General features: G+C 60.7%; 16 protein-coding genes. 11 read left to right on the top strand and 5 right to left on the bottom strand.

What is annotated here, in order from left to right; all coding sequences use genetic code 11:
• Positions 1-23: 23 nt before the first annotated feature.
• The 8 genes from accA (at position 24) to DVJ77_RS10750 (ending at position 7,705) form a co-directional block, all read left to right on the top strand.
• Positions 24-980: an acetyl-CoA carboxylase carboxyl transferase subunit alpha gene (gene accA / locus DVJ77_RS10785; protein WP_114845512.1), complete on the top strand. Its 957-nt coding sequence runs from the start codon at positions 24-26 to the stop codon at positions 978-980.
• A gap of 8 nt (positions 981-988) precedes the next feature.
• On the top strand, positions 989-1,381 hold the full coding sequence (locus DVJ77_RS10780; RefSeq protein WP_114845511.1) for a VOC family protein: 393 nt from the start codon (positions 989-991) through the stop codon (positions 1,379-1,381).
• Between the two features lie 157 nt (positions 1,382-1,538).
• Positions 1,539-3,017, top strand: a complete 1,479-nt coding sequence (locus tag DVJ77_RS10775) for a DHA2 family efflux MFS transporter permease subunit (RefSeq protein WP_114845510.1) — start codon at positions 1,539-1,541, stop codon at positions 3,015-3,017.
• A gap of 206 nt (positions 3,018-3,223) precedes the next feature.
• Positions 3,224-4,309: an NHL repeat-containing protein gene (locus DVJ77_RS10770; RefSeq protein ID WP_114845509.1), complete on the top strand. Its 1,086-nt coding sequence runs from the start codon at positions 3,224-3,226 to the stop codon at positions 4,307-4,309.
• A 119-nt stretch (positions 4,310-4,428) separates the two neighbouring features.
• Positions 4,429-5,184, top strand: coding sequence for an NYN domain-containing protein (locus DVJ77_RS10765; protein WP_114845722.1), 756 nt, complete (start codon positions 4,429-4,431; stop codon positions 5,182-5,184).
• Positions 5,177-6,511 (top strand): tRNA lysidine(34) synthetase TilS, encoded by a 1,335-nt coding sequence (tilS, locus tag DVJ77_RS10760; protein WP_318530914.1) that lies wholly within the window; start codon positions 5,177-5,179, stop codon positions 6,509-6,511. Before DVJ77_RS10765 ends, tilS begins: the two co-directional genes overlap by 8 nt.
• Before the next feature lie 71 nt (positions 6,512-6,582).
• The gene (locus tag DVJ77_RS10755) at positions 6,583-6,834 is read left to right on the top strand and encodes an exodeoxyribonuclease VII small subunit (protein WP_114845508.1); all 252 of its coding nucleotides are present in this window, start codon (positions 6,583-6,585) and stop codon (positions 6,832-6,834) included.
• Complete coding sequence (locus tag DVJ77_RS10750; RefSeq protein WP_114845507.1) at positions 6,818-7,705, top strand: polyprenyl synthetase family protein; 888 nt, start codon at positions 6,818-6,820, stop codon at positions 7,703-7,705. The genes DVJ77_RS10755 and DVJ77_RS10750 overlap by 17 nt, the downstream gene beginning before the upstream one ends.
• Before the next feature lie 100 nt (positions 7,706-7,805).
• On the opposite strand, the gene DVJ77_RS10745 is transcribed toward DVJ77_RS10750, so the two are convergent.
• The 3 genes from DVJ77_RS10745 to pmbA all read right to left on the bottom strand — a co-directional run bounded on the left by DVJ77_RS10745 (position 7,806) and on the right by pmbA (position 10,162).
• Positions 7,806-8,144: a DUF4870 domain-containing protein gene (locus DVJ77_RS10745; protein WP_225427940.1), complete on the bottom strand. Its 339-nt coding sequence runs from the start codon at positions 8,142-8,144 to the stop codon at positions 7,806-7,808.
• Between the two features lie 113 nt (positions 8,145-8,257).
• Entirely contained in the window at positions 8,258-8,665 is a 408-nt protein-coding gene (locus DVJ77_RS10740) for a DUF4870 domain-containing protein (RefSeq protein ID WP_114845505.1), read from the bottom strand.
• 144 nt (positions 8,666-8,809) lie between these two features.
• On the bottom strand, positions 8,810-10,162 hold the full coding sequence (gene pmbA / locus DVJ77_RS10735; RefSeq protein ID WP_114845504.1) for a metalloprotease PmbA: 1,353 nt from the start codon (positions 10,160-10,162) through the stop codon (positions 8,810-8,812).
• Between the two features lie 149 nt (positions 10,163-10,311).
• Here pmbA and DVJ77_RS10730 point away from each other — a divergent pair, with 149 nt between their 5' ends.
• Both DVJ77_RS10730 and yjgA read left to right on the top strand, forming a co-directional pair.
• On the top strand, positions 10,312-10,527 hold the full coding sequence (locus DVJ77_RS10730) for a DUF1653 domain-containing protein (protein ID WP_114845503.1): 216 nt from the start codon (positions 10,312-10,314) through the stop codon (positions 10,525-10,527).
• Positions 10,528-10,572: 45 nt separating this feature from the next.
• Positions 10,573-11,118, top strand: coding sequence for a ribosome biogenesis factor YjgA (gene yjgA / locus DVJ77_RS10725; RefSeq protein ID WP_114845502.1), 546 nt, complete (start codon positions 10,573-10,575; stop codon positions 11,116-11,118).
• 56 nt (positions 11,119-11,174) lie between these two features.
• Here yjgA and tldD read toward each other — a convergent pair whose 3' ends face one another.
• Positions 11,175-12,614: a metalloprotease TldD gene (gene tldD, locus DVJ77_RS10720; protein ID WP_114845501.1), complete on the bottom strand. Its 1,440-nt coding sequence runs from the start codon at positions 12,612-12,614 to the stop codon at positions 11,175-11,177.
• Between the two features lie 151 nt (positions 12,615-12,765).
• On the opposite strand from tldD, the gene DVJ77_RS10715 reads away from it, so the two are divergent.
• Complete coding sequence (locus tag DVJ77_RS10715) at positions 12,766-13,983, top strand: sterol desaturase family protein (protein WP_114845500.1); 1,218 nt, start codon at positions 12,766-12,768, stop codon at positions 13,981-13,983.
• On the opposite strand, the gene DVJ77_RS10710 is transcribed toward DVJ77_RS10715, so the two are convergent.
• The gene (locus DVJ77_RS10710; RefSeq protein ID WP_114845720.1) at positions 13,967-17,899 is read right to left on the bottom strand and encodes a YhdP family protein; all 3,933 of its coding nucleotides are present in this window, start codon (positions 17,897-17,899) and stop codon (positions 13,967-13,969) included. The two genes, DVJ77_RS10715 and DVJ77_RS10710, sit on opposite strands and share 17 nt — an antisense overlap.
• Positions 17,900-17,904: the final 5 nt, after the last annotated feature.

Here is a 17,904-nt window from a genome sequence, read left to right as displayed (position 1 = left end):
TTCCGCGCCACGAATGACTGCGAATGAACCCCAACTTCCTCGATTTCGAACAACCTATTGCCGAGCTGGAAGCGAAAATCGAAGAGCTTCGTCACGCCAGCCATGGGCAGGCGTTCAATATCGACGAAGAGGTTCGCCGCCTACGCGAAAAGCTTAAAACCAAGACCGCTGAGATTTTTCGCAATCTCAACTCCTGGCAGACCACCCAGCTATCACGCCACCCGGCACGGCCGTACACGCTCGATTACATCAGCGTGATGTGTGAAGAATTCCACGAATTGGCGGGTGACCGCGCCTACGCCGACGACGGCGCCATTGTCGGCGGTCTCGGCCGCATCAACGGCCGCGCGGTGATGATTATCGGCCATCAGAAAGCCCGCGATACCAAGGGCAAGCTCAAGCGCAATTTCGGCATGCCGCGCCCTGAGGGCTATCGCAAAGCCTTGCGCCTGATGAAGATGGCCGAGCGCTTCAAGCTACCGCTGTTTACCTTTATCGACACCATGGGCGCCTACCCCGGCATCGGTGCGGAGGAGCGCGGCCAGAGCGAGGCCATTGCGCGCAATCTGCTGGAAATGTCCGAGCTGAAAGTGCCGATCATCTGCACCGTCATCGGCGAGGGCGGCTCCGGCGGCGCGCTGGCGATCGGCGTGGGCGACCGCACACTGATGCTGCAGTACTCCACCTATTCGGTGATTACCCCGGAAGGTTGCGCCTCGATCCTATGGAAGAGCGCCGACAAAACCAAGGACGCCGCCGAAGCATTGGGTATGACCGCGCCGCGTCTGCTGGAGCTGGGCCTGATCGACAAAATGGTGCGCGAACCGCTCGGCGGTGCCCATCGCAGCCCACAATCCATGGCGATACGCCTGAAAGCGGTGCTGCTGAACCAACTCGACGAACTCGAAGCCCTGTCGACGCCCGACCTGCTGGAGCAGCGCTATCAGCGTCTGCGCCGTTACGGCGCTTACCAAGGGTAGATACGATCATGACGGGCGTGCGCGGTATCGATCACCTGAACCTGCGCGCGCCCGCCGAACTGATCGAACGGCTGCGCTGTTTCTATATCGACCTGATCGGTCTGCGTGAAGGCCCGCGCCCGGTGTTTCGCTCAGGCTCGCACGGCTATTGGTTATATGCCGGCGACAGCCCGGTAATCCATTTGACCATCAGCGGCGATGGCGATGCCGAGCCGCGTACCACCGGCTGGCTCGGCCACTACGCTTTTGCCTGCGAAAATCTCACCGCCACGCGTGCTCGACTCGATGCCGCCGGGGTGCATTACCAAACCGATATCGTCGACGCCATCAGCCAGGTGCAGTTGTTCCTGGTCGATCCGGCCGGAGTCGGCGTGGAATTGAACTTCCGCATGGCGGAATGAGCTTGAGCGGTTACCGCCTGCGTACGAAAGCTGTCGCGATCGCCTCGCCATACCCTGTATCTCCCAGCGCAACAGAGTGTCGATTTCTAGCGGTCCTATTCGTCGTACCTGGTGAGAGAGCCTCGACGTAACCCACTAGCTTTTTGCGAGATTCGTTATGACGCATGTCCAGACCACTTCCCAGATCCCTGCACCACCTGCACATCGCGATCGCCGCTGGCTGGCCTTGATCGTGTTGTGCCTCGGGGTACTGATGATCGTGCTCGATACCACCATCGTTAACGTCGCCCTGCCGTCGATCAAGACGGATCTGCAGTTCTCCGAAACATCGCTGGCCTGGGTGGTCAATGCCTACATGCTGACGTTTGGCGGATTTCTTCTACTCGGCGGTCGGCTCGGCGACCTCTATGGTCATCGGCGTCTGTTCCTGATCGGCATTGGATGTTTCACCTTGGCCTCGCTGGCCTGCGGCCTGGCGCATACCCAGGGCTTTCTGGTCGCGGCACGTGCGTTGCAAGGGCTTGCCGCTGCGGTGGTTACCGCCGTGGCGTTATCGCTCATCATGGATCTGTTTACCGAACCGGCCGATCGCGCCAAAGCCATGGGCGTCTATGGTTTTGTTTGCGCCGGCGGCGGCAGTCTCGGTGCGATGCTCGGTGGCCTGCTTACCAGCACCTTGAGCTGGCACTGGATCTTTCTGGTCAACCTGCCGATTGGCGTTGGCGTGATTGCGCTTTCGCTAAAGCTATTGCCCAGCACACTCAACCAACATCTCTCCAGACATCTGGATATCGCCGGTGCGATCACCGTGACCACATCGCTGATGCTTGCCGTCTATGCCATCGTCAATGGCAACGAGATGGGTTGGACCTCGATCCGTACCGTCACTCAGCTCTTGATCGCGGCGGCCTTGCTGGTGATTTTTTTGGTGATCGAAGCACGCGTGCGTGTGCCGCTGATGCCACTGCGGCTGTTTCGGCTACGCAATGTAGCCATCGCCAATATCATCGGCGTGCTCTGGGCTGCCGCGATGTTCGCTTGGTTTTTTCTCTCGGCGTTGTATATGCAGTTGGTGCTCGGCTACTCGCCGCTACAAGTCGGGCTGGCTTTTTTGCCGGCCAACCTCATCATGGCCGCCTTCTCGCTCGGCATCTCCGCGAAGCTGGTGATGCGTTTCGGCATTAAGAAACCGCTTGCGGCGGGGCTGCTGCTGGCTGCCGTCGGCTTGCTGCTTTTTGCGCGTGCACCGACCGATGGGCAATTCATGGTTGATATATTTCCCGGCATGATCCTGCTCGGTCTAGGCGCCGGCATCGCGTTCAATCCTGTGTTGCTGGCGGCGATGAGCGATGTCGCGCCAACCGAGTCGGGCCTGGCCTCGGGCGTGGTCAACACGTCGTTCATGATGGGCGGTGCGCTTGGTCTGGCCATTCTTGCCAGCCTGGCGGCTTCACGCACCGAGAGGCTGTTGGTCAGCGGACATGCCCAACTCGCCGCCCTCAACGACGGCTATCAGGCAGCATTTCTGGTGGGCGCGATCTTCGCTGCGCTGGGTGCCGGGCTTGGCGCCGTGCTGCTGCGCAGCAGAAGCGGCGAAACCGTAACTGATGCGGCATCGGCTACCGAGAGCAGTTGAGCTCTGCCTAAACTGACGCTACTCACATGCACGAAACATCCTCTTTACGCCTAGTAAATGAAACATTGAGGATGCTGTAACGCTCGGCAACGGTGCATGCCGGAGGCGCTGCAAACCCGCGTCGCCACACGATGCTCTCTTTCGCGGACCCGCCCGAGACAATTAAGGACTGGCTTCCTGGCCCAACTCTTGTGGAGGGGTTTCAGATGGCACGCTCCCTGTTCCGAAAATCGATGTACCGATACATCGCGGCGGCACTGGTCCTGACCAGCCTTGCCGCGAGTGTCTTATACGCTGTCCCGGCGAATGCACAGGATGGTTACGGCCACATCCTTATCGCCGATCAATTCAACAACCGCGTCATCGAAGTCGATCGCTACACGCATCAAGTGCTTTGGCATTTCGGCAACGGCTCCGATCTGCCTGGCCCCAACAGTGTCGTAGGCACGAATGACGCCGAACGCATCGGACCGTACACCTTGATCTCGGGCACTGGTACGCCGCCAGGGCTGCCGGGTTGCTCCGACACCGTCAACGGCTGCCCGGACAACCGCGTATTTATTGTCGATCATGACGGCGACATTCTCTGGCAGTACGGTCAGGCAGGCATCGCCGGCTCGGGCCCGAATCAACTCAATACGCCAGTGCATTCGCTGTTTCTGATCAACTTCCCGCATCACCCAGGCCCGCATGTATTGATTACCGACCAGGGCAACCAGCGCATCATTCTTGTCAATCTCAATCATCAGATCGTGTGGCAGTACGGCACCACCGGTGTCATTGGCAACGGCCCGAATCAGCTCAGCAATCCCAATAGTGCCGAAGTGCTGGAGAACAACCACATTCTGATCGCCGATGAAAACAATAATCGCGTCATTGAGGTCAAACCCAGCTTAGAGCTGGTCAAACAATTCACCGCGCTCGGAACAGTGAGCGGTGCCGCCTTTGCCAGCCGCCTGTCCAACGGCGATACGCTAATCACCGATTCGAACAACAATCGCATCGTGGAGGTCGACGGCAACGACCAGGTCGTCTGGCAGTACTTCACCAATACCGACGCCGGCAGCAATCCCGCACCGCTGCCCACGCGAGCGGTTCGATTGCGCAATGGCGATACGTTGATAAGCGATCAGTTCAATGATCGGGTGATCGAAATCAACAAGTCCGGGCACGTCGTGTTTCTGCAAGGTGCGCTCAACGCACCCGGCAGCGGCTTCAACCAGCTCAACGGCCCTTACGACGCCAAGGTGATTGGCGATTTCACCGGGCTGACGCCGCCGTTCGATTTCTAGCGCAACCGACCTCGAAACAGCCATGCAACGCAAAGCCCCGCTTCATCGCGGGGCTTTGTTTTCCGCCCCGGCGCGCAGGCGAGGTACCATCGCCGCAGCTTTCCACTGTGGACCTCACCATGGCCAATGAGCCTGCCACCAAGCTTGCTGTGTTGATCGACGCCGACAATGCACAGCCGACAATTGCCGAAGCGCTTTTGGCCGAAGTCGCCAAATACGGCACCGCCCATGTGAAACGCGCTTATGGCGACTGGACCAGCACGCATCTGAAAGGCTGGAAAGAGCAATTGCTAACCCAGTCGATCCAGCCGATTCAGCAGTTCGGTTACACCAGCGGCAAGAACGCCACCGACTCGGCGATGATTATCGACGCGATGGATCTGCTGTATTCGGGCCGTTTCGATGGCTTCTGCATCGTCTCCAGCGACAGCGACTTCACCCGCCTCGCTGCGCGCATTCGCGAGTCAGGCTTAATCGTCTATGGCTTCGGCGAGCGCAAAACACCCGACCCCTTCGTCGCCGCCTGCGATAAATTCATCTACACCGACATCCTTATCGCCAAGCCCGACGAAGAACAACCACTGAAACCACGCAGCGCTGCGCAGTTGAAGCAAGACAGCGGCCTGGCACATTTGCTGCGCAATGCAGTTGAAGCTGCTTCGGATGATGACGGCTGGGCTGGCCTCGGCGGTGTCGGTTCGATCATCACCAAACAGCGACCCAACTTCGATGCACGCAGCTACGGCTACGGCAAGCTCAGTGAATTGATGACTGCGACCACACTGTTCGAGATGGATCGGCGCAGCCCCGGCGATGGCCGACCGAAAGTGATTTACGTACGCAATAAATCGAAGAAGCCAGCAGTCCGTGAATAAAGCACATGCGTTAAGCGAAACCCTGCAGCACGCCCTGCTCGACCAAGCCGACGGCGCACTTTGCGTCGCTTACAGCGGCGGCCCCGACTCCACCGCGCTGCTGCATGCCCTGGCGCAATTACCCGAGGCGCGTGCGCGTGGTTTGCGCGCGCTGCATGTCGATCATGGCCTGCATGCCGAGAGTGCCCAATGGGCCGCACATTGCCAAAGTGTCTGCCACGAACTTGGCGTGGACTGCGATGTACTACGCGTCGAGGTCGACATCGACTCAGGCCTTGGCATCGAGGGTGCGGCACGACATGCGCGCTACACCGCGCTCGCCGCCCAACTGGGCGACGGCGAACGGTTGCTGCTTGGCCATCACGGCGACGATCAAGTCGAAACCGTCTTGCTCAAACTGTTGCGCGGTGCCGGGCCGGAAGGTCTCGGCGGGATGCGCGCATGCCGCCCATTGGGCCGCGGACTGCTGTGGCGTCCGCTGCTGGCGTTGTCTCGGGAGCAACTGCGCGGCTATATCGATGCGCATGCACTGCTTTGCATTGAGGACCCCTCCAATACCGACACCCGTCTCGCACGCAACTATCTGCGTAATGACATCCTGCCGCGCCTTGCCCGGCACTGGCCGCAGGCAACAGCATCCATACAACACAGTGCCCGGCTCAGCCGCGATGCTGCCGACGCATTGCAAACGCAATGGCTGGCCGCGCTGGAAACCCTGCGCGACCCGCTCACCGACAGCCTCGATGCCACCGGCTGGATCGCGCTGCCGCCAGGCTTGCGCGAGCCCTTGCTCGATCACTGGCTGCATGCACGGGGACGCCCGGCACCTACCGCCCAGCAGCGTGTACAGATCGAACGACAACTGCATGCCCGCGCCGGCCGCATGCCCTGCATCTGCTGGACCGGCACCGAGTTGCATATCTGGAAGGGCCGGCTATGGGCACATCCACCGCAGCCGGCCCTCGATCCTGAGTGGGAGTCGCCCTGGTCAGGCCAGCCCCTGCCCCTGCCCGACGGCAGCCTGCTGACGCTCACCGGGACGGTGGCAGCCCTGCCGGAGCCTCTCACCGTGAGGTGGCGCCGGGGCGGGGAAAAGATCAAGCCAGCCGGCGATGCACATACCCGCAAACTGCGCGACCTGTTCCAGCAAGCCGCTATCCCGCCTTGGCAACGCATGGCATATCCACTGATTTATGCCGGTGACGAGCTGATCGCAGTGGCCAATCGCTGGCTGACAGAACGGGGCGAAACACTGTTCGGCGTGGCTGGTGGCCGTCCGCATTGGTCGCCGGCAAACAACCCGGCAACCGCGGATAACCGCGATTGAGTCACCTGATCGTCACCTGCGGCACTGATACAGATTGATTCCACACGGGTGCTGCGTTAGCTTTGCGCCCCATGGCCAAGCCCGCCCCCGTTGAAACCGCTCCCGCCGCCGATTTCGAGCATTCGCTAGACGAACTCGAACAGCTTGTCGCGCGCATGGAAGGCGGCGAACTGAGCCTGGACGAGTCGCTCACCTCCTTCGAGCGTGGCATCGGTCTCTATCGTCATTGCCAGCAGGCGCTGGAAAACGCCGAGCTGCGCGTGCGTCTGCTGCTCGATCCCGAAGCCCCCGATACTGCCGAACCGTTTGAATCCGATCTCTGAGCTTGGCCCGATCCTGCAGTCCCTGATCGTCCGCGCCGACCTGGCGCTGGCCCAGGCCTTGCCTGCGGAAAACCTACCCCCGGTCGACCTGCACCGCGCCATGCGCTATGCCGCGCTGGGCGGCGGCAAGCGGCTACGTCCGCTGCTGGTCTATGCGGCGGGTCATGCGCTGGGCGAATCAGGCCCACAGCTCGATGCACCTGCCTGTGCGGTGGAGCTGATCCATGCCTATTCTCTGGTCCACGACGATCTGCCGGCCATGGACGATGACGCGATGCGCCGCGGCCGCCCCACCTGCCATATCGTGTTCGGCGAGGCCACCGCGATCTTGGCCGGCGACGCCTTGCAGGCGCTGGCGTTCGAGCTGCTCGCCCATGACGCTCTTGCCATCAACTGCGTGGAAATGATGCGCGTACTTGGCCGCGCCTGCGGTGCCGAAGGCATGGCCGGTGGTCAGGCGCTGGATCTGGCTGCGATTGGCCAGAAGCTCAGTCTGGTCGAACTGGAGCGCATGCATACCTACAAAACCGGCGCCTTGATTCGTGCCTCTGTGCGGCTTGGCGCCCTGACCGCCAATGCCGGGCAAGGCACGCTCGATGCACTGGATCGTTACGGCCATGCCGTGGGCCTGGCCTTTCAGGTGCGCGACGACATTCTCGATGTGGAAGGCGAATCGGAGGTTATCGGCAAAACCGCCGGCAAAGATGCCGCCGCCGATAAACCCACCTTCCCCTCGATCATCGGTCTCGACGCCTCGCGCCGACGCCTGTCTGAGCTCACCAGCGAGGCATTGGATGCGATTGCCTCGCTGGGCGCGCGTGGCTCGTTGCTACAAGAGTTGGCTTATTACGCGGCTGAGCGCCAACATTAAATTAATAAATCATTCTTTCAGTAACAAAAAAAGGCGGCCGTCAGGCCGCCTTTTTTGTTGTACTGCGTGGCCATTATTTGACCAGGCTACTTGACCAGGCTCACTTGACCAGGCGCAAGGCAAACGGGAACCGATAGTTCTCGCCCTTGTTGGCGGCCAGCGCGGCGATAATGCCGAACACTAGCTGCACCAGCGACGCAATCCAAACCAGGAAACCGATCGCGGGAATGATCCGCGCCAGGACCGACAGCGCCACCATGATAATCAGCATCGTAATGCCGAAATTCAGCGCTTCGGTGGTCTGGTCTTTCGCATAGGCTCCTTTGCCTCTCCAGATCAGCCAGCCGATCAACGCGCCTAACCAGGAAAAAATCGCGGTAAGAACGTAGGTAATAGTCGCACCGGTCCGTTCTTCCGGGCTGGAACCTGCAATGTTCATTGTGACACCTCCATGCATGTGGTTTGAAAATAGCGCCGCCCTCTGGGCTCCGACGCGGCGCTAGGTTAACCATGTTATGTGAAGAACCCTAGTGCATTACTTCACTAAGTGCGTTACTTCACTAATCGAAGTGCAAATGGATAGCGGTAAGCCGTGCCATTACTGGCCTGGATGCTGGCGATTATTACGAAAACCAGCCAAAAAATGCCCACGGCGATCAGCAGAAGCACACCGATGAGCACAAAAATCAGAATCCAGCTAACGATCGCGGCGATCAGCACCGTGATATTGAAATTGAGCGCTTCTTTGCCCTGGTCGTTGACGAAGGGCATGGTGTCCTTCTTGATCAACCAGATCACCAACGGGCCAATGATGCTGCCGAGCGGAATGACAAAGCCGCACAGCGCGGAGAGATGAGCGAACATGGCCCATTGCTTCTCTTCGGCGGAGGGGCCGTCGGTTGGCGGCGGCGGTGCCACAGGTGGAGCGGGCGGAACGACAGATTCGGGCGGGACGCTCACGGCAACTCTCCTAGTACGTGGACAAGCGCCGGATGTGGCGCCGACAACGCGGATGCTAACAAGCCTTCACAGACTTTGCTGCAAGCTTCTTTGTTGCCAGCCCTTCTTTATTACCGCCCAAGGCTTTATTACCACCCTGGGCGTTTACTCCCCAGCCACCGTCATCCGCTCCAATAGAATCGAGCCGGTAAGAATATGCGAGCGTGGGTCCACGTCGGCCCCCACGGCGACGATACCGGCGAACATATCGCGCAGGTTGGCGGCAATGGTGATTTCCTCGACCGGATAGGCAATCTGCCCGTTCTCGACCCAGAATCCAGCGGCACCGCGCGAATAATCGCCGGTCATCGTGGATACGCCCTGACCCATCACCTCGGTGACCAGCAAACCGGTACCCAATCGCTTGAGCATGCCGGCGAAATCGTCCTGGCCTGGAGCCACGACCAAGTTATGAATGCCCCCCGCATTGCCGGTGGACGACAAACCCAGCTTACGTGCCGAATAGCTACCCATCACATAACGCTGCAGCACACCGCCCTCGATCAGCGCGCTGGCGCGCGTAGCTACGCCCTCGGCATCGAACGAAGCGGAGCCATGACCGCGCGGCAGCAATGGCTGCTCCATGATGTTCAGCCATGCCGGCATGATTTGCTTGCCGGCGTGATCGAGCAAAAAGCTGGCGCGGCGATACAGCGAACCACCACTTACCGCGCTCACCAGATGGCCGATCAACCCACGGGCGATCTCCGGCGCGAACAGCACCGGACACTGCCGCGTGGACAAACGCTGCGACCGCAGCCGCGACAAGGTGCGCTCGGCAGCCTTGTCGCCCAGGGAGCGCGCGCTGATGAAATCGTTGGCCGAACGCACCGTGTCGTACCAGTAGTCGCGCTGCATGCCGTTTTCGTCCTCGGCAATCAGTGCCAACGACAGCGAATGCCGCGTGGCGCGCTCGCGCCCGACAAATCCGTGCGAGTTCGCGTAAACCGACAAGCCCTGCCCCATCTGCACACCGGCGCCATCGGAATTGCTGATACCCGCATGGGCGCGGCCGGCATCCTCGATCTCCAGGCCCAAGGCAATAGCCTGGGTCGTGTCGATCTGCCACGGATGCCACAGATCAAGCTCGGGGAAAGCCGTAGCCATGCGCTCGGCATCGGCCAGACCGGCGGCGGGGTCTTCCTCGGTAAAGCGGGCAATCGCGCAAGCCTGATCCAGGGTCGCCTGGATCGAGTCGGGATTAAGGTCGGCAGTGCTGGCCGAGCCTTTACGCTGACCGAAATACACGGTTAGCCCAAAACCACGGTCGCGCGAGTGCTCAACCGTCTCGACCTCGCCCAGGCGCACGTTGACGCTCAGCCCAGTGTCGATGCTGGCCGACACTTCAGCCTGGCTGGCGCCGGCAGCGCGAGCGCGGCGGATCACCTCTTCGGCCAGCTCAGCCAAACGGTCGAGTTCCTGATGACTGCGGTCCTGGGTGCTGGCTAAATCGCTCACGTGGTAAGGCTTCCTAATCAAGACGGCTGAAAACACAGCCGAAAAAGTATGCAGTGAAGAGTACGGTAGAATGTGCGGTCCGAGCCGCCAGGCCCCCAAAATGGGGGCAACATGGCCGATTGCAAAGCACGCACCGTGCCGAGGTCCATATGCAGCCGATCGCAGGCATTTACCGACATTACAAGGGGCAACCCTACCGCGTGCTAGGCACCGCCCGTCACAGCGAAACGATGGAGGAGCTGGTCGTCTATCAGGCGTTGTACGGCGACATGGGCCTGTGGGTGCGGCCGGCGACCATGTTTTGTGAAACCGTTACGCTCAACGGTGAACCGATCCCGCGCTTCGCGCTGGAGCAAGCGGACTAGAGCACCTGATCTTCAGTTCGACCGATCTTATTTTTGGACACCCCAGTGAATCGCACCTACACCGACGACACCGACCACGACTACGGCCCCAGCCGCACCCAACAGCGCCGTGATGCGCTTGCCGTGCTCGCGCTGGCAGCCCAACTGGTCGAACTACCCGCCAGCAAGCTGGCCAAGCTGGATCTGCCTGAAGACGTGCGCCGGGAGATCGACCAAACGCGCCGTATCACCGCGCATATTGCGCATAAGCGACAACTGGCGTTTCTGGCCAAAATGATGCGCCGGCATGAGGACAGCGTGTTCGATGGCGTGCGTGCCGCGCTCGGCGAAAATCGCGAGCGCCAGCGCCAGGAAACCGCCGCCATGCACCGCCTCGAAGCCATGCGCGACCGCCTGATCGCCGATGACGATATCGCGCTTGGCGAGCTTATCGCCCAACACCCAGGCGTCGATCGTCAGCACCTGCGCTCGCTGATCCGCCAGGCGCGCAGCGAACGCGATGCGAACAAATCACCACGTGCGTATCGAGAGATTTTTCAGTTGCTGAAAGACCTGTCCGCCAGCGACAGCGAGCCGGACGGCGCCAGCTAACACCGAGTATTCATGCGAGGCGCCGATAATGGCGCCTCGCTTCGCAAGCCACACCGTTACGCAGCGGTGCCGCCCACCGTCATCGCATCGATGCGCAATGTCGGCTGACCTACACCCACCGGCACGCTCTGGCCATCCTTGCCGCACACGCCGACGCCTTCATCCAGCGCCAGATCGTTGCCTATCATCGAAACGCGGGTGAGTACCTCCGGGCCGCTGCCGATCAGGGTGGCGCCTTTCACCGGGCGGGTCACCTTGCCGTCTTCGATCAGGTAAGCCTCGGAGGCGGAAAACACGAATTTGCCGTTGGTGATGTCGACCTGGCCACCGCCGAAGTTCGGTGCATACAAACCACGCTTGACCGAACGAATGATTTCTTGCGGATCGTGCTGACCGGCCAGCATGTAGGTGTTGGTCATGCGCGGCATCGGCAACTGCGCAAACGATTCGCGCCGGCCATTGCCGGTAGGCGCCATGCCCATCAGGCGGGCATTGAGCTTGTCCTGCATATAGCCCTTGAGAATGCCATCCTCGATCAAGGTGGTGCATTCGGTGGGCGTACCTTCGTCGTCGACGCTGAGCGAGCCGCGCCGGCCGACTAAGGTGCCGTCGTCGACGACGGTGACACCGGGTGCGGCAACGCGCTGGCCGATGCGCCCCGCAAAGGCGGAGCTGCCCTTACGGTTGAAATCCCCTTCCAGACCGTGACCGATGGCCTCATGCAGCAATACTCCGGGCCAACCTGGGCCAAGCACGACGGTCATGCTGCCGGCAGGCGCATCGACCGCATCCAGGTTCACCAGCGCCTGGCGCACGGCCTCATCGGCAAAAGTCAACGCACGACCGTTCTCGATCAGCTCCCGGTAACCGTAGCGACCGCCGCCGCCGGCATGGCCTTGTTCACGCCGTCCGTTGTGCTCGGCAATCACTTGTATGTTCAATCGCACTAGCGGGCGCACATCGGCGGCCAAAGTGCCGTCGGAACCGGCGATCAGTACGGTATCCATCGTGGCGGCAAGGCTGACAATGACTTGCTTGACGCGCGGATCGCGCGAGCGCGCATAGGCATCCACCTCACGCAGCAAGGCGATTTTGTCGGGATTGGGCAGGCTCTCGACCGGATCGATTGCCGGGTAAAGGGCGCGCCCGCCATTCAGCGCCAGCGGCTTGCCGGCGCCGTGGCCGTCATGGGCAATCGCCCGCGCGGCTTTGGCCGCATCCAGCAACTGCGGCAGCACGATCTCGTCCGAATAGGCAAAACCGGTCTTTTCGCCGCTGATCGCGCGCACGCCGACGCCCTGCTCGATCGAGTGGCTACCGTCTTTGACGATGCCCTCTTCCAAGGTCCAGGATTCGCTGCGCGAGTGCTGGAAATACAGATCGGCGGCGTCGATGGACGGCCCCATCAACTGGGTGAATACGCGATCGAGATCGGTTGCGGCAAGGCCGCCTGGCGCCAGTAGCCGGCGTTCGGCCTGCGCGATCAAGGAATCCATGATGTCTTCGCCATGAGCATACGTGTGGACTAACACAGTTGGGGGCGCATCCTGCGGCTTTAAAGCGTAGGCTGGCAAGCCGGATGTAGGGATTTGCTGTGGTGCTCACGGCGAACCGCTACCATGCGCCACCAGCCCGTGAAGGACCACCATGAACGACTTTTCCAAGCGCGAACTGGCCCGCAAGGTCATCGACCGCACGATCAAGGCCCCGATCGAGGAAACCAACGAACTGCTGCATCGCGACGGCGAGCTCAAGCCCGGATTGGGCAAGATCAGCAGCGTGCTGGCGCTATCGCTGGGCTTTTTGTGCCTGCTGGGCGTACTAGCCTTTCATTTTCCGCAATATCTGACCACGCCAGACCTGCGTCACCGATATGACGTCGGCGTGTTGCGTCAGTTATTGCTGGTTGCGCTGTTGCTGGCCGGCGGCATGTCGCTGGGCAATTTGATTCTTGGCCGCATGCGCAATCTCAATGTCATCGCATTCGGCCTGGTGATGGCCGCCACCGCGTTGGGCGGGTCGCGCGTACCGGTAGGTAATTTCCCCGATAGCACGCCGTATATCGGGCTGGACTGGTTCATTCTCGATTTGCTCGGCTCGACCTTGATGTTCGTGGTGATCGAAAAGCTTTTCCCGCTATACAAAGGGCAAGCGGTTTTCCGCAAAGAATGGCAAACCGACCTGAAGCATTTTGCGGTGAATCATTTCATCGTCGGCCTGGCGCTGCTGGTAGTGAATTTTCTACTGCACCATATGTTCGGCTGGCTGGTGCGCAGTGACTTCCAGCAGTTTGTGCAGCACATTTATTTCGTGCCGCAATTGCTGCTGTGCGTCCTGGTTGCGGACATGGCGCAATATTGGACACATCGCGCGTACCACGAGGTGCCGTTTCTGTGGCGCTTCCATTCGGTGCATCACAGCGTGAAGACGATGGACTGGCTGGCCGGTTCGCGCCAGCACATGCTGGAACTCATCGCGACCCGCGTCTGTGTGCTTGCACCGCTGTATATCCTCGGTTTCAGCGAAGCGGTGATGAATGCCTACATCATCGTGGTCGGCTTCCAGGCGGTGTTTAACCACGCCAATGTGCATCTGCCGTGGGGACCGTTGAAGTACGTGCTGGTGACGCCAAACTTCCACCACTGGCACCATGCCTCCGACGACGAGGCCATCGACAAGAATTACGCCGCGCACTATGCCTTTATCGATTATCTGTTCGGCACCGCAGTGAAGTCGAAAAACAAATTCCCCGAGAAATATGGGGTGGTCGGCGACTACATGCCCGATGGCTTCATCCGGCAGCAACTATTTCCGTTTCGCGGCAGTACCAAGCCCACGACCGAACCTCTTAGCGACCAACACTAGAGGCGGTGGCCGGCACGGCGATGCTGCTACCCGATGCGGCCGGAATGCCTGGCTGCATCGGCGGCACCACCGGCGTAACCGGCATGCCGCTTCGCTCGATCAAGGTCATCACCGGCTTATCCCAGGTACCGGTGATGCGGTAACGCGCACCGGCGGCATGACTCAGGCCACGGCCCAAGATCCCTTGCACGACGAAACCGGCGGCGGCACCGATCGGCCCACCGACGACTGCGCCGACGATGGGCAGGCTGTTGCCGACGTGCGGCAGTACGTGCACTTCCTGGTCGTAGTCTTTCGCGCGCAGCCCAGTGCGGCCCTTGATGCTGATCTCGGCGGCCGGCCCATGAATCTCCAGATTTTGGGTGGTGGCATTGCCATGAGCGAGTTGAAAATCGCCGGCAATCGAATCGAACGCCAAGCCTTTGCCAAATACATCGCCGAAATCCAGCGTGAGCCGGCGCGGCAATTCGACGATCGAGACCAATCCGAACAAACGACCCACACCGGGCGCGACTTCGGGAATGCGGCCATCGGTGACATTGACGCTGAGCTTGCCGTCCATGTTGGCCATATCCATCGCCGAAGGTGCCCCCGGCCAGGTCGAGTCGATCTGTGCGCGGGTTTTGCCACCGTTGAACAGGCCTTCGAAGCCGAAGGCGCTAAGCATCTCGCCCAGATTCTCGGCGGTGAAATCGATCCGCAGATGCGTGCGGCTATCGGTGGGCGTGCCGTTCCAATCGCCGGCGGCATTGATCTGCACGCTAGGCGACAACGCACGCAATTGATCGATATGCATGCCGTGATCGGTCGGCCATGTTTCCAGGCGCGCCTCGCCAAGCCTAGCCTCGCCGAAGCGTAAATCACCTATCCACAGATGGAAGGGCGGCAATGCGGAAGGATTGACGCCGGTGTTTTCCGGATGCGCCGGCGGGACCGGCGCAGCACCATCTACCGTCGCATCGGCACCTGGCTTCACCGGCGCCCCACCCTCTTTAAGCGTGACGTCCTTGGGCCAATACAAGTGATGCAAGCGCGCTGTAACGCCACGTTTGCGTAGGTCGACCGAAGGCACATTGAAACGGCCGGCAACGGCTTGGCTATCGACCTCGACGTTAAGCACATCCGTCTCCGGCACCGCCTGAATACGCATGCTGGGAAAACTATGCCCGAACAATTCAGCTTTGTCGGCACTGACATCGAGGCTTTCGAGACTAGCCCCTTCACTGCCGGTGCCGCTGGCTATGTACTGCACCCAGCCACTTACATCCAAGCGTGCGGCATGGCCGCGAAAACGCATGCCTTTATCAGGCAAGGTGTCAGGCGCGCGATTGCCCAACACAATGGTTGCCGCCAATGGCTTGCCTTCGCCTGCCGGCAAGCGAAAGTGGGCGCGTGACACCTGCCCTAGCGCGACCTGCAGATCGCCACCGCTGATGGGTAAGCCCAGGGTCAGGTGCAGCGGCACCGTGCTTGATTCGGCCTTCTTCAACGGCACGGGAAAATTCATGGCCGTGCCGACCAGCGTCGAATCGACGCTTAGTGTCTGTGCGGTGTCGCTGCTGCCGGCTGGGTGGGTGATGTCAAAGCCGATAACGAAATCGCTACGCCCGGACATCATCTGATTCAACCAATTGAGTTGCGTATACCCCTGAATCAGCTCGCTGACGCTGTAGCGACCACTGAGCTGGGCGGACAGCGCCGTATCCGGGCGCCCCGTGGCGCCGGCAATGGCCAGATTGAGTTTGGACGGCTGACCGCGATAACCGACATCGAGCGCGTCGCCACGAAAACCATGGCCATCGAAACTGGCCTGACCGTTGATCTTTTCCAGTTTGAGGTTCCACTCCGGCGCGTTCAGATCGACGTCTTTGAGTTGTGTCGTACCTGCCAGGGTGAAGTTTTTGCTGTCTTTCAGCGGCATCACCAGATGAAAATCAAAGCTGCCGTTGCCACCCAGGCTCAACTTGGACAGGGCATCGGCCTGACGACTGCCGATCGGGCTCTTGCGCACGAACTCCATCAGGCTGGCGCCGCTGCCCGAACCCTGCACGTTGAGATCGAGGATGGTGTTGGCGAAATCAGGAATAAGCGCTACCGCCCGCTCCAGCTTGTTACCCAACGCCTGCCCCGTACTGGTTTCTACCAGCATGCCGTTGTTGACGAAGTTAGCGACTGCACTGACGCCTTCCGCATGCGGCCAGTCTTTGCCGTAGTCGAGCGTGAGACCGCTGATTTCGGCACGCGCCTCGAAACGACCTTCATTGTTGCGAAATGGCCAATCGCGTAAATCGCCCCGCACCAAAATCGCGCCGGTATCGATATTGCCGCTGACCAAGGCCCGATCCAGCCATTCAATCGACGCCGGCGACATCGAATCGATCGGCCAGAACAGCTTGGCGGCTTGCACATCGGTATGGTTCAGTGCCGCGTACAGGTCCAAAAACGGGCGTCCGCCCGCATCAGGCAACGCCACCTCGCCGCGCACCTGGCCGCTATAGCCGACACCCATGAAATCAAGTGCGTCCAAGCCGATATGCCAGGCGTCGTCCCCGTGCCAAAAGGCGGCATGGCTTGCCAATTGGGACAAGACAAAGGGTTTGCGGAAGGTATGCGGGAAATTCAACGTAGCGGCCTGCTGCGGCAGCTCAAGCGCAAACGCCTCGGCATCGCCGCGCAATTCACCATGCAGGCTATTCACACCGGGCAACTTGCCGGCGGCATCGATGCCGATGTCATCGAAACCCACATCGAGGTACTCCAATCCGCTCGCCTGGCTCCAACGCAACGCGGCATGAGGCAAATTGCCGTGCGGCTTGCCGCCACCCAGCCACTGCGCCAACGGTAGCGATAAATTGGGCTTTAACGCCAACCACGGCAGCAACGGCGCAACCTGCAGATTTTTCGCGGCTACGTCGACGCGCGCCAGATCGGCTCCTGATTTCGACAGGGCGGCAACGAGCGCACTGCCGTCGTCCCCTGCCCAGCGAAACTGAGAGCCGGCGTCGACAAAGCGTATTTCAGCCAGGCCATGCAAACCCGTCACCTGAGCCTTGCCGCCATTGGGATTGCTCACCACCACGTCGTTGAGATCGAAACGGGTCAGATTGCGCACGACCTTGGCATGACGCCAGTCGAGCCAGCTAGCAGCAGAACCATGGCCGCCTTCGGCCGTATAGCCACCTAAATCGACACCGGCCAGCAGACCATGCAGGTCGACGTCGCTACCGGCAAGCCATAAACGTCCGTCTGCACCATCCTCACGAAAACTGCCGGCGCCATGCAGTAATCCCGATGCGCCTTCACGGCGCAAGAGCGCACCCACTCGAATACGGCCATTTTGCCGGGTCAAGCGCAGTTGATCGGCGATCAAGGTGTAGTGCTTGCCGACCCGGCCGTCGGTGATATCAAGGCGCAAGTCGCTTAGCCACAAGCCCACCGAGAGCCCCCTAAAGGACACCTCTTGCCGATCGGACCCGCCGGCCATACCGATGCCGTTAACATGCCAGGTACCGTCGGCGTCACGCCCCAGATCCAATTGCAGGCCGCGAACATACAGATTCAACAAATGGCGCGACGGCAACAGCCAACCGCCAAAATCGAGCTTGAGCTCGGTCTCGGGGATATGCAGCGGGCTGCCGCCCTGGGCCGAACCAGGCTCGGCTGAAGCAATGGTCACATCGCGCAACACAAACAATGGACCGGAGCCCTGCCAACGCCCATCCATCGAGGCAAAGGTCACCGGCCGCTGCAACTGCTTACTAAGCTGTGCCGCGACCCATTGTGGGTGATCCGCCAACAGCGGCAGCAGCAACTGCGTCAGTGCCATCAATACGGCCAGGCTGATGACGCAAATACCCGCCACCCAGCCCAATGCGCGAAGCGCACGGTGCAGCCATCGCTGCCAGCGCACGTTCACTGGCA

Source organism: Dyella tabacisoli, assembly GCF_003350925.1.
In the GTDB taxonomy this organism is placed as follows: Bacteria; Pseudomonadota; Gammaproteobacteria; order Xanthomonadales; family Rhodanobacteraceae; genus Dyella_C; species Dyella_C tabacisoli.
Note: the sequence above shows the minus strand (reverse complement) of the source record. Positions and strands in the feature narration are given on the sequence as shown.

What these genes read in the sequence shown, in the direction of transcription:
- DVJ77_RS10755 (WP_114845508.1), top strand. Translation starts at nt 6,583, where the DNA reads ATGGCCAAGCCCGCCCCCGTTGAAACCGCTCCCGCCGCCGATTTCGAG.
- accA (WP_114845512.1), top strand. Translation starts at nt 24, where the DNA reads ATGAACCCCAACTTCCTCGATTTCGAACAACCTATTGCCGAGCTGGAA.
- DVJ77_RS10745 (WP_225427940.1), bottom strand. Translation starts at nt 8,144, where the DNA reads ATGAACATTGCAGGTTCCAGCCCGGAAGAACGGACCGGTGCGACTATT.
- DVJ77_RS10765 (WP_114845722.1), top strand. Translation starts at nt 4,429, where the DNA reads ATGGCCAATGAGCCTGCCACCAAGCTTGCTGTGTTGATCGACGCCGAC.
- DVJ77_RS10770 (WP_114845509.1), top strand. Translation starts at nt 3,224, where the DNA reads ATGGCACGCTCCCTGTTCCGAAAATCGATGTACCGATACATCGCGGCG.
- DVJ77_RS10730 (WP_114845503.1), top strand. Translation starts at nt 10,312, where the DNA reads ATGCAGCCGATCGCAGGCATTTACCGACATTACAAGGGGCAACCCTAC.
- DVJ77_RS10775 (WP_114845510.1), top strand. Translation starts at nt 1,539, where the DNA reads ATGACGCATGTCCAGACCACTTCCCAGATCCCTGCACCACCTGCACAT.
- tldD (WP_114845501.1), bottom strand. Translation starts at nt 12,614, where the DNA reads ATGGATTCCTTGATCGCGCAGGCCGAACGCCGGCTACTGGCGCCAGGC.
- DVJ77_RS10780 (WP_114845511.1), top strand. Translation starts at nt 989, where the DNA reads ATGACGGGCGTGCGCGGTATCGATCACCTGAACCTGCGCGCGCCCGCC.
- DVJ77_RS10715 (WP_114845500.1), top strand. Translation starts at nt 12,766, where the DNA reads ATGAACGACTTTTCCAAGCGCGAACTGGCCCGCAAGGTCATCGACCGC.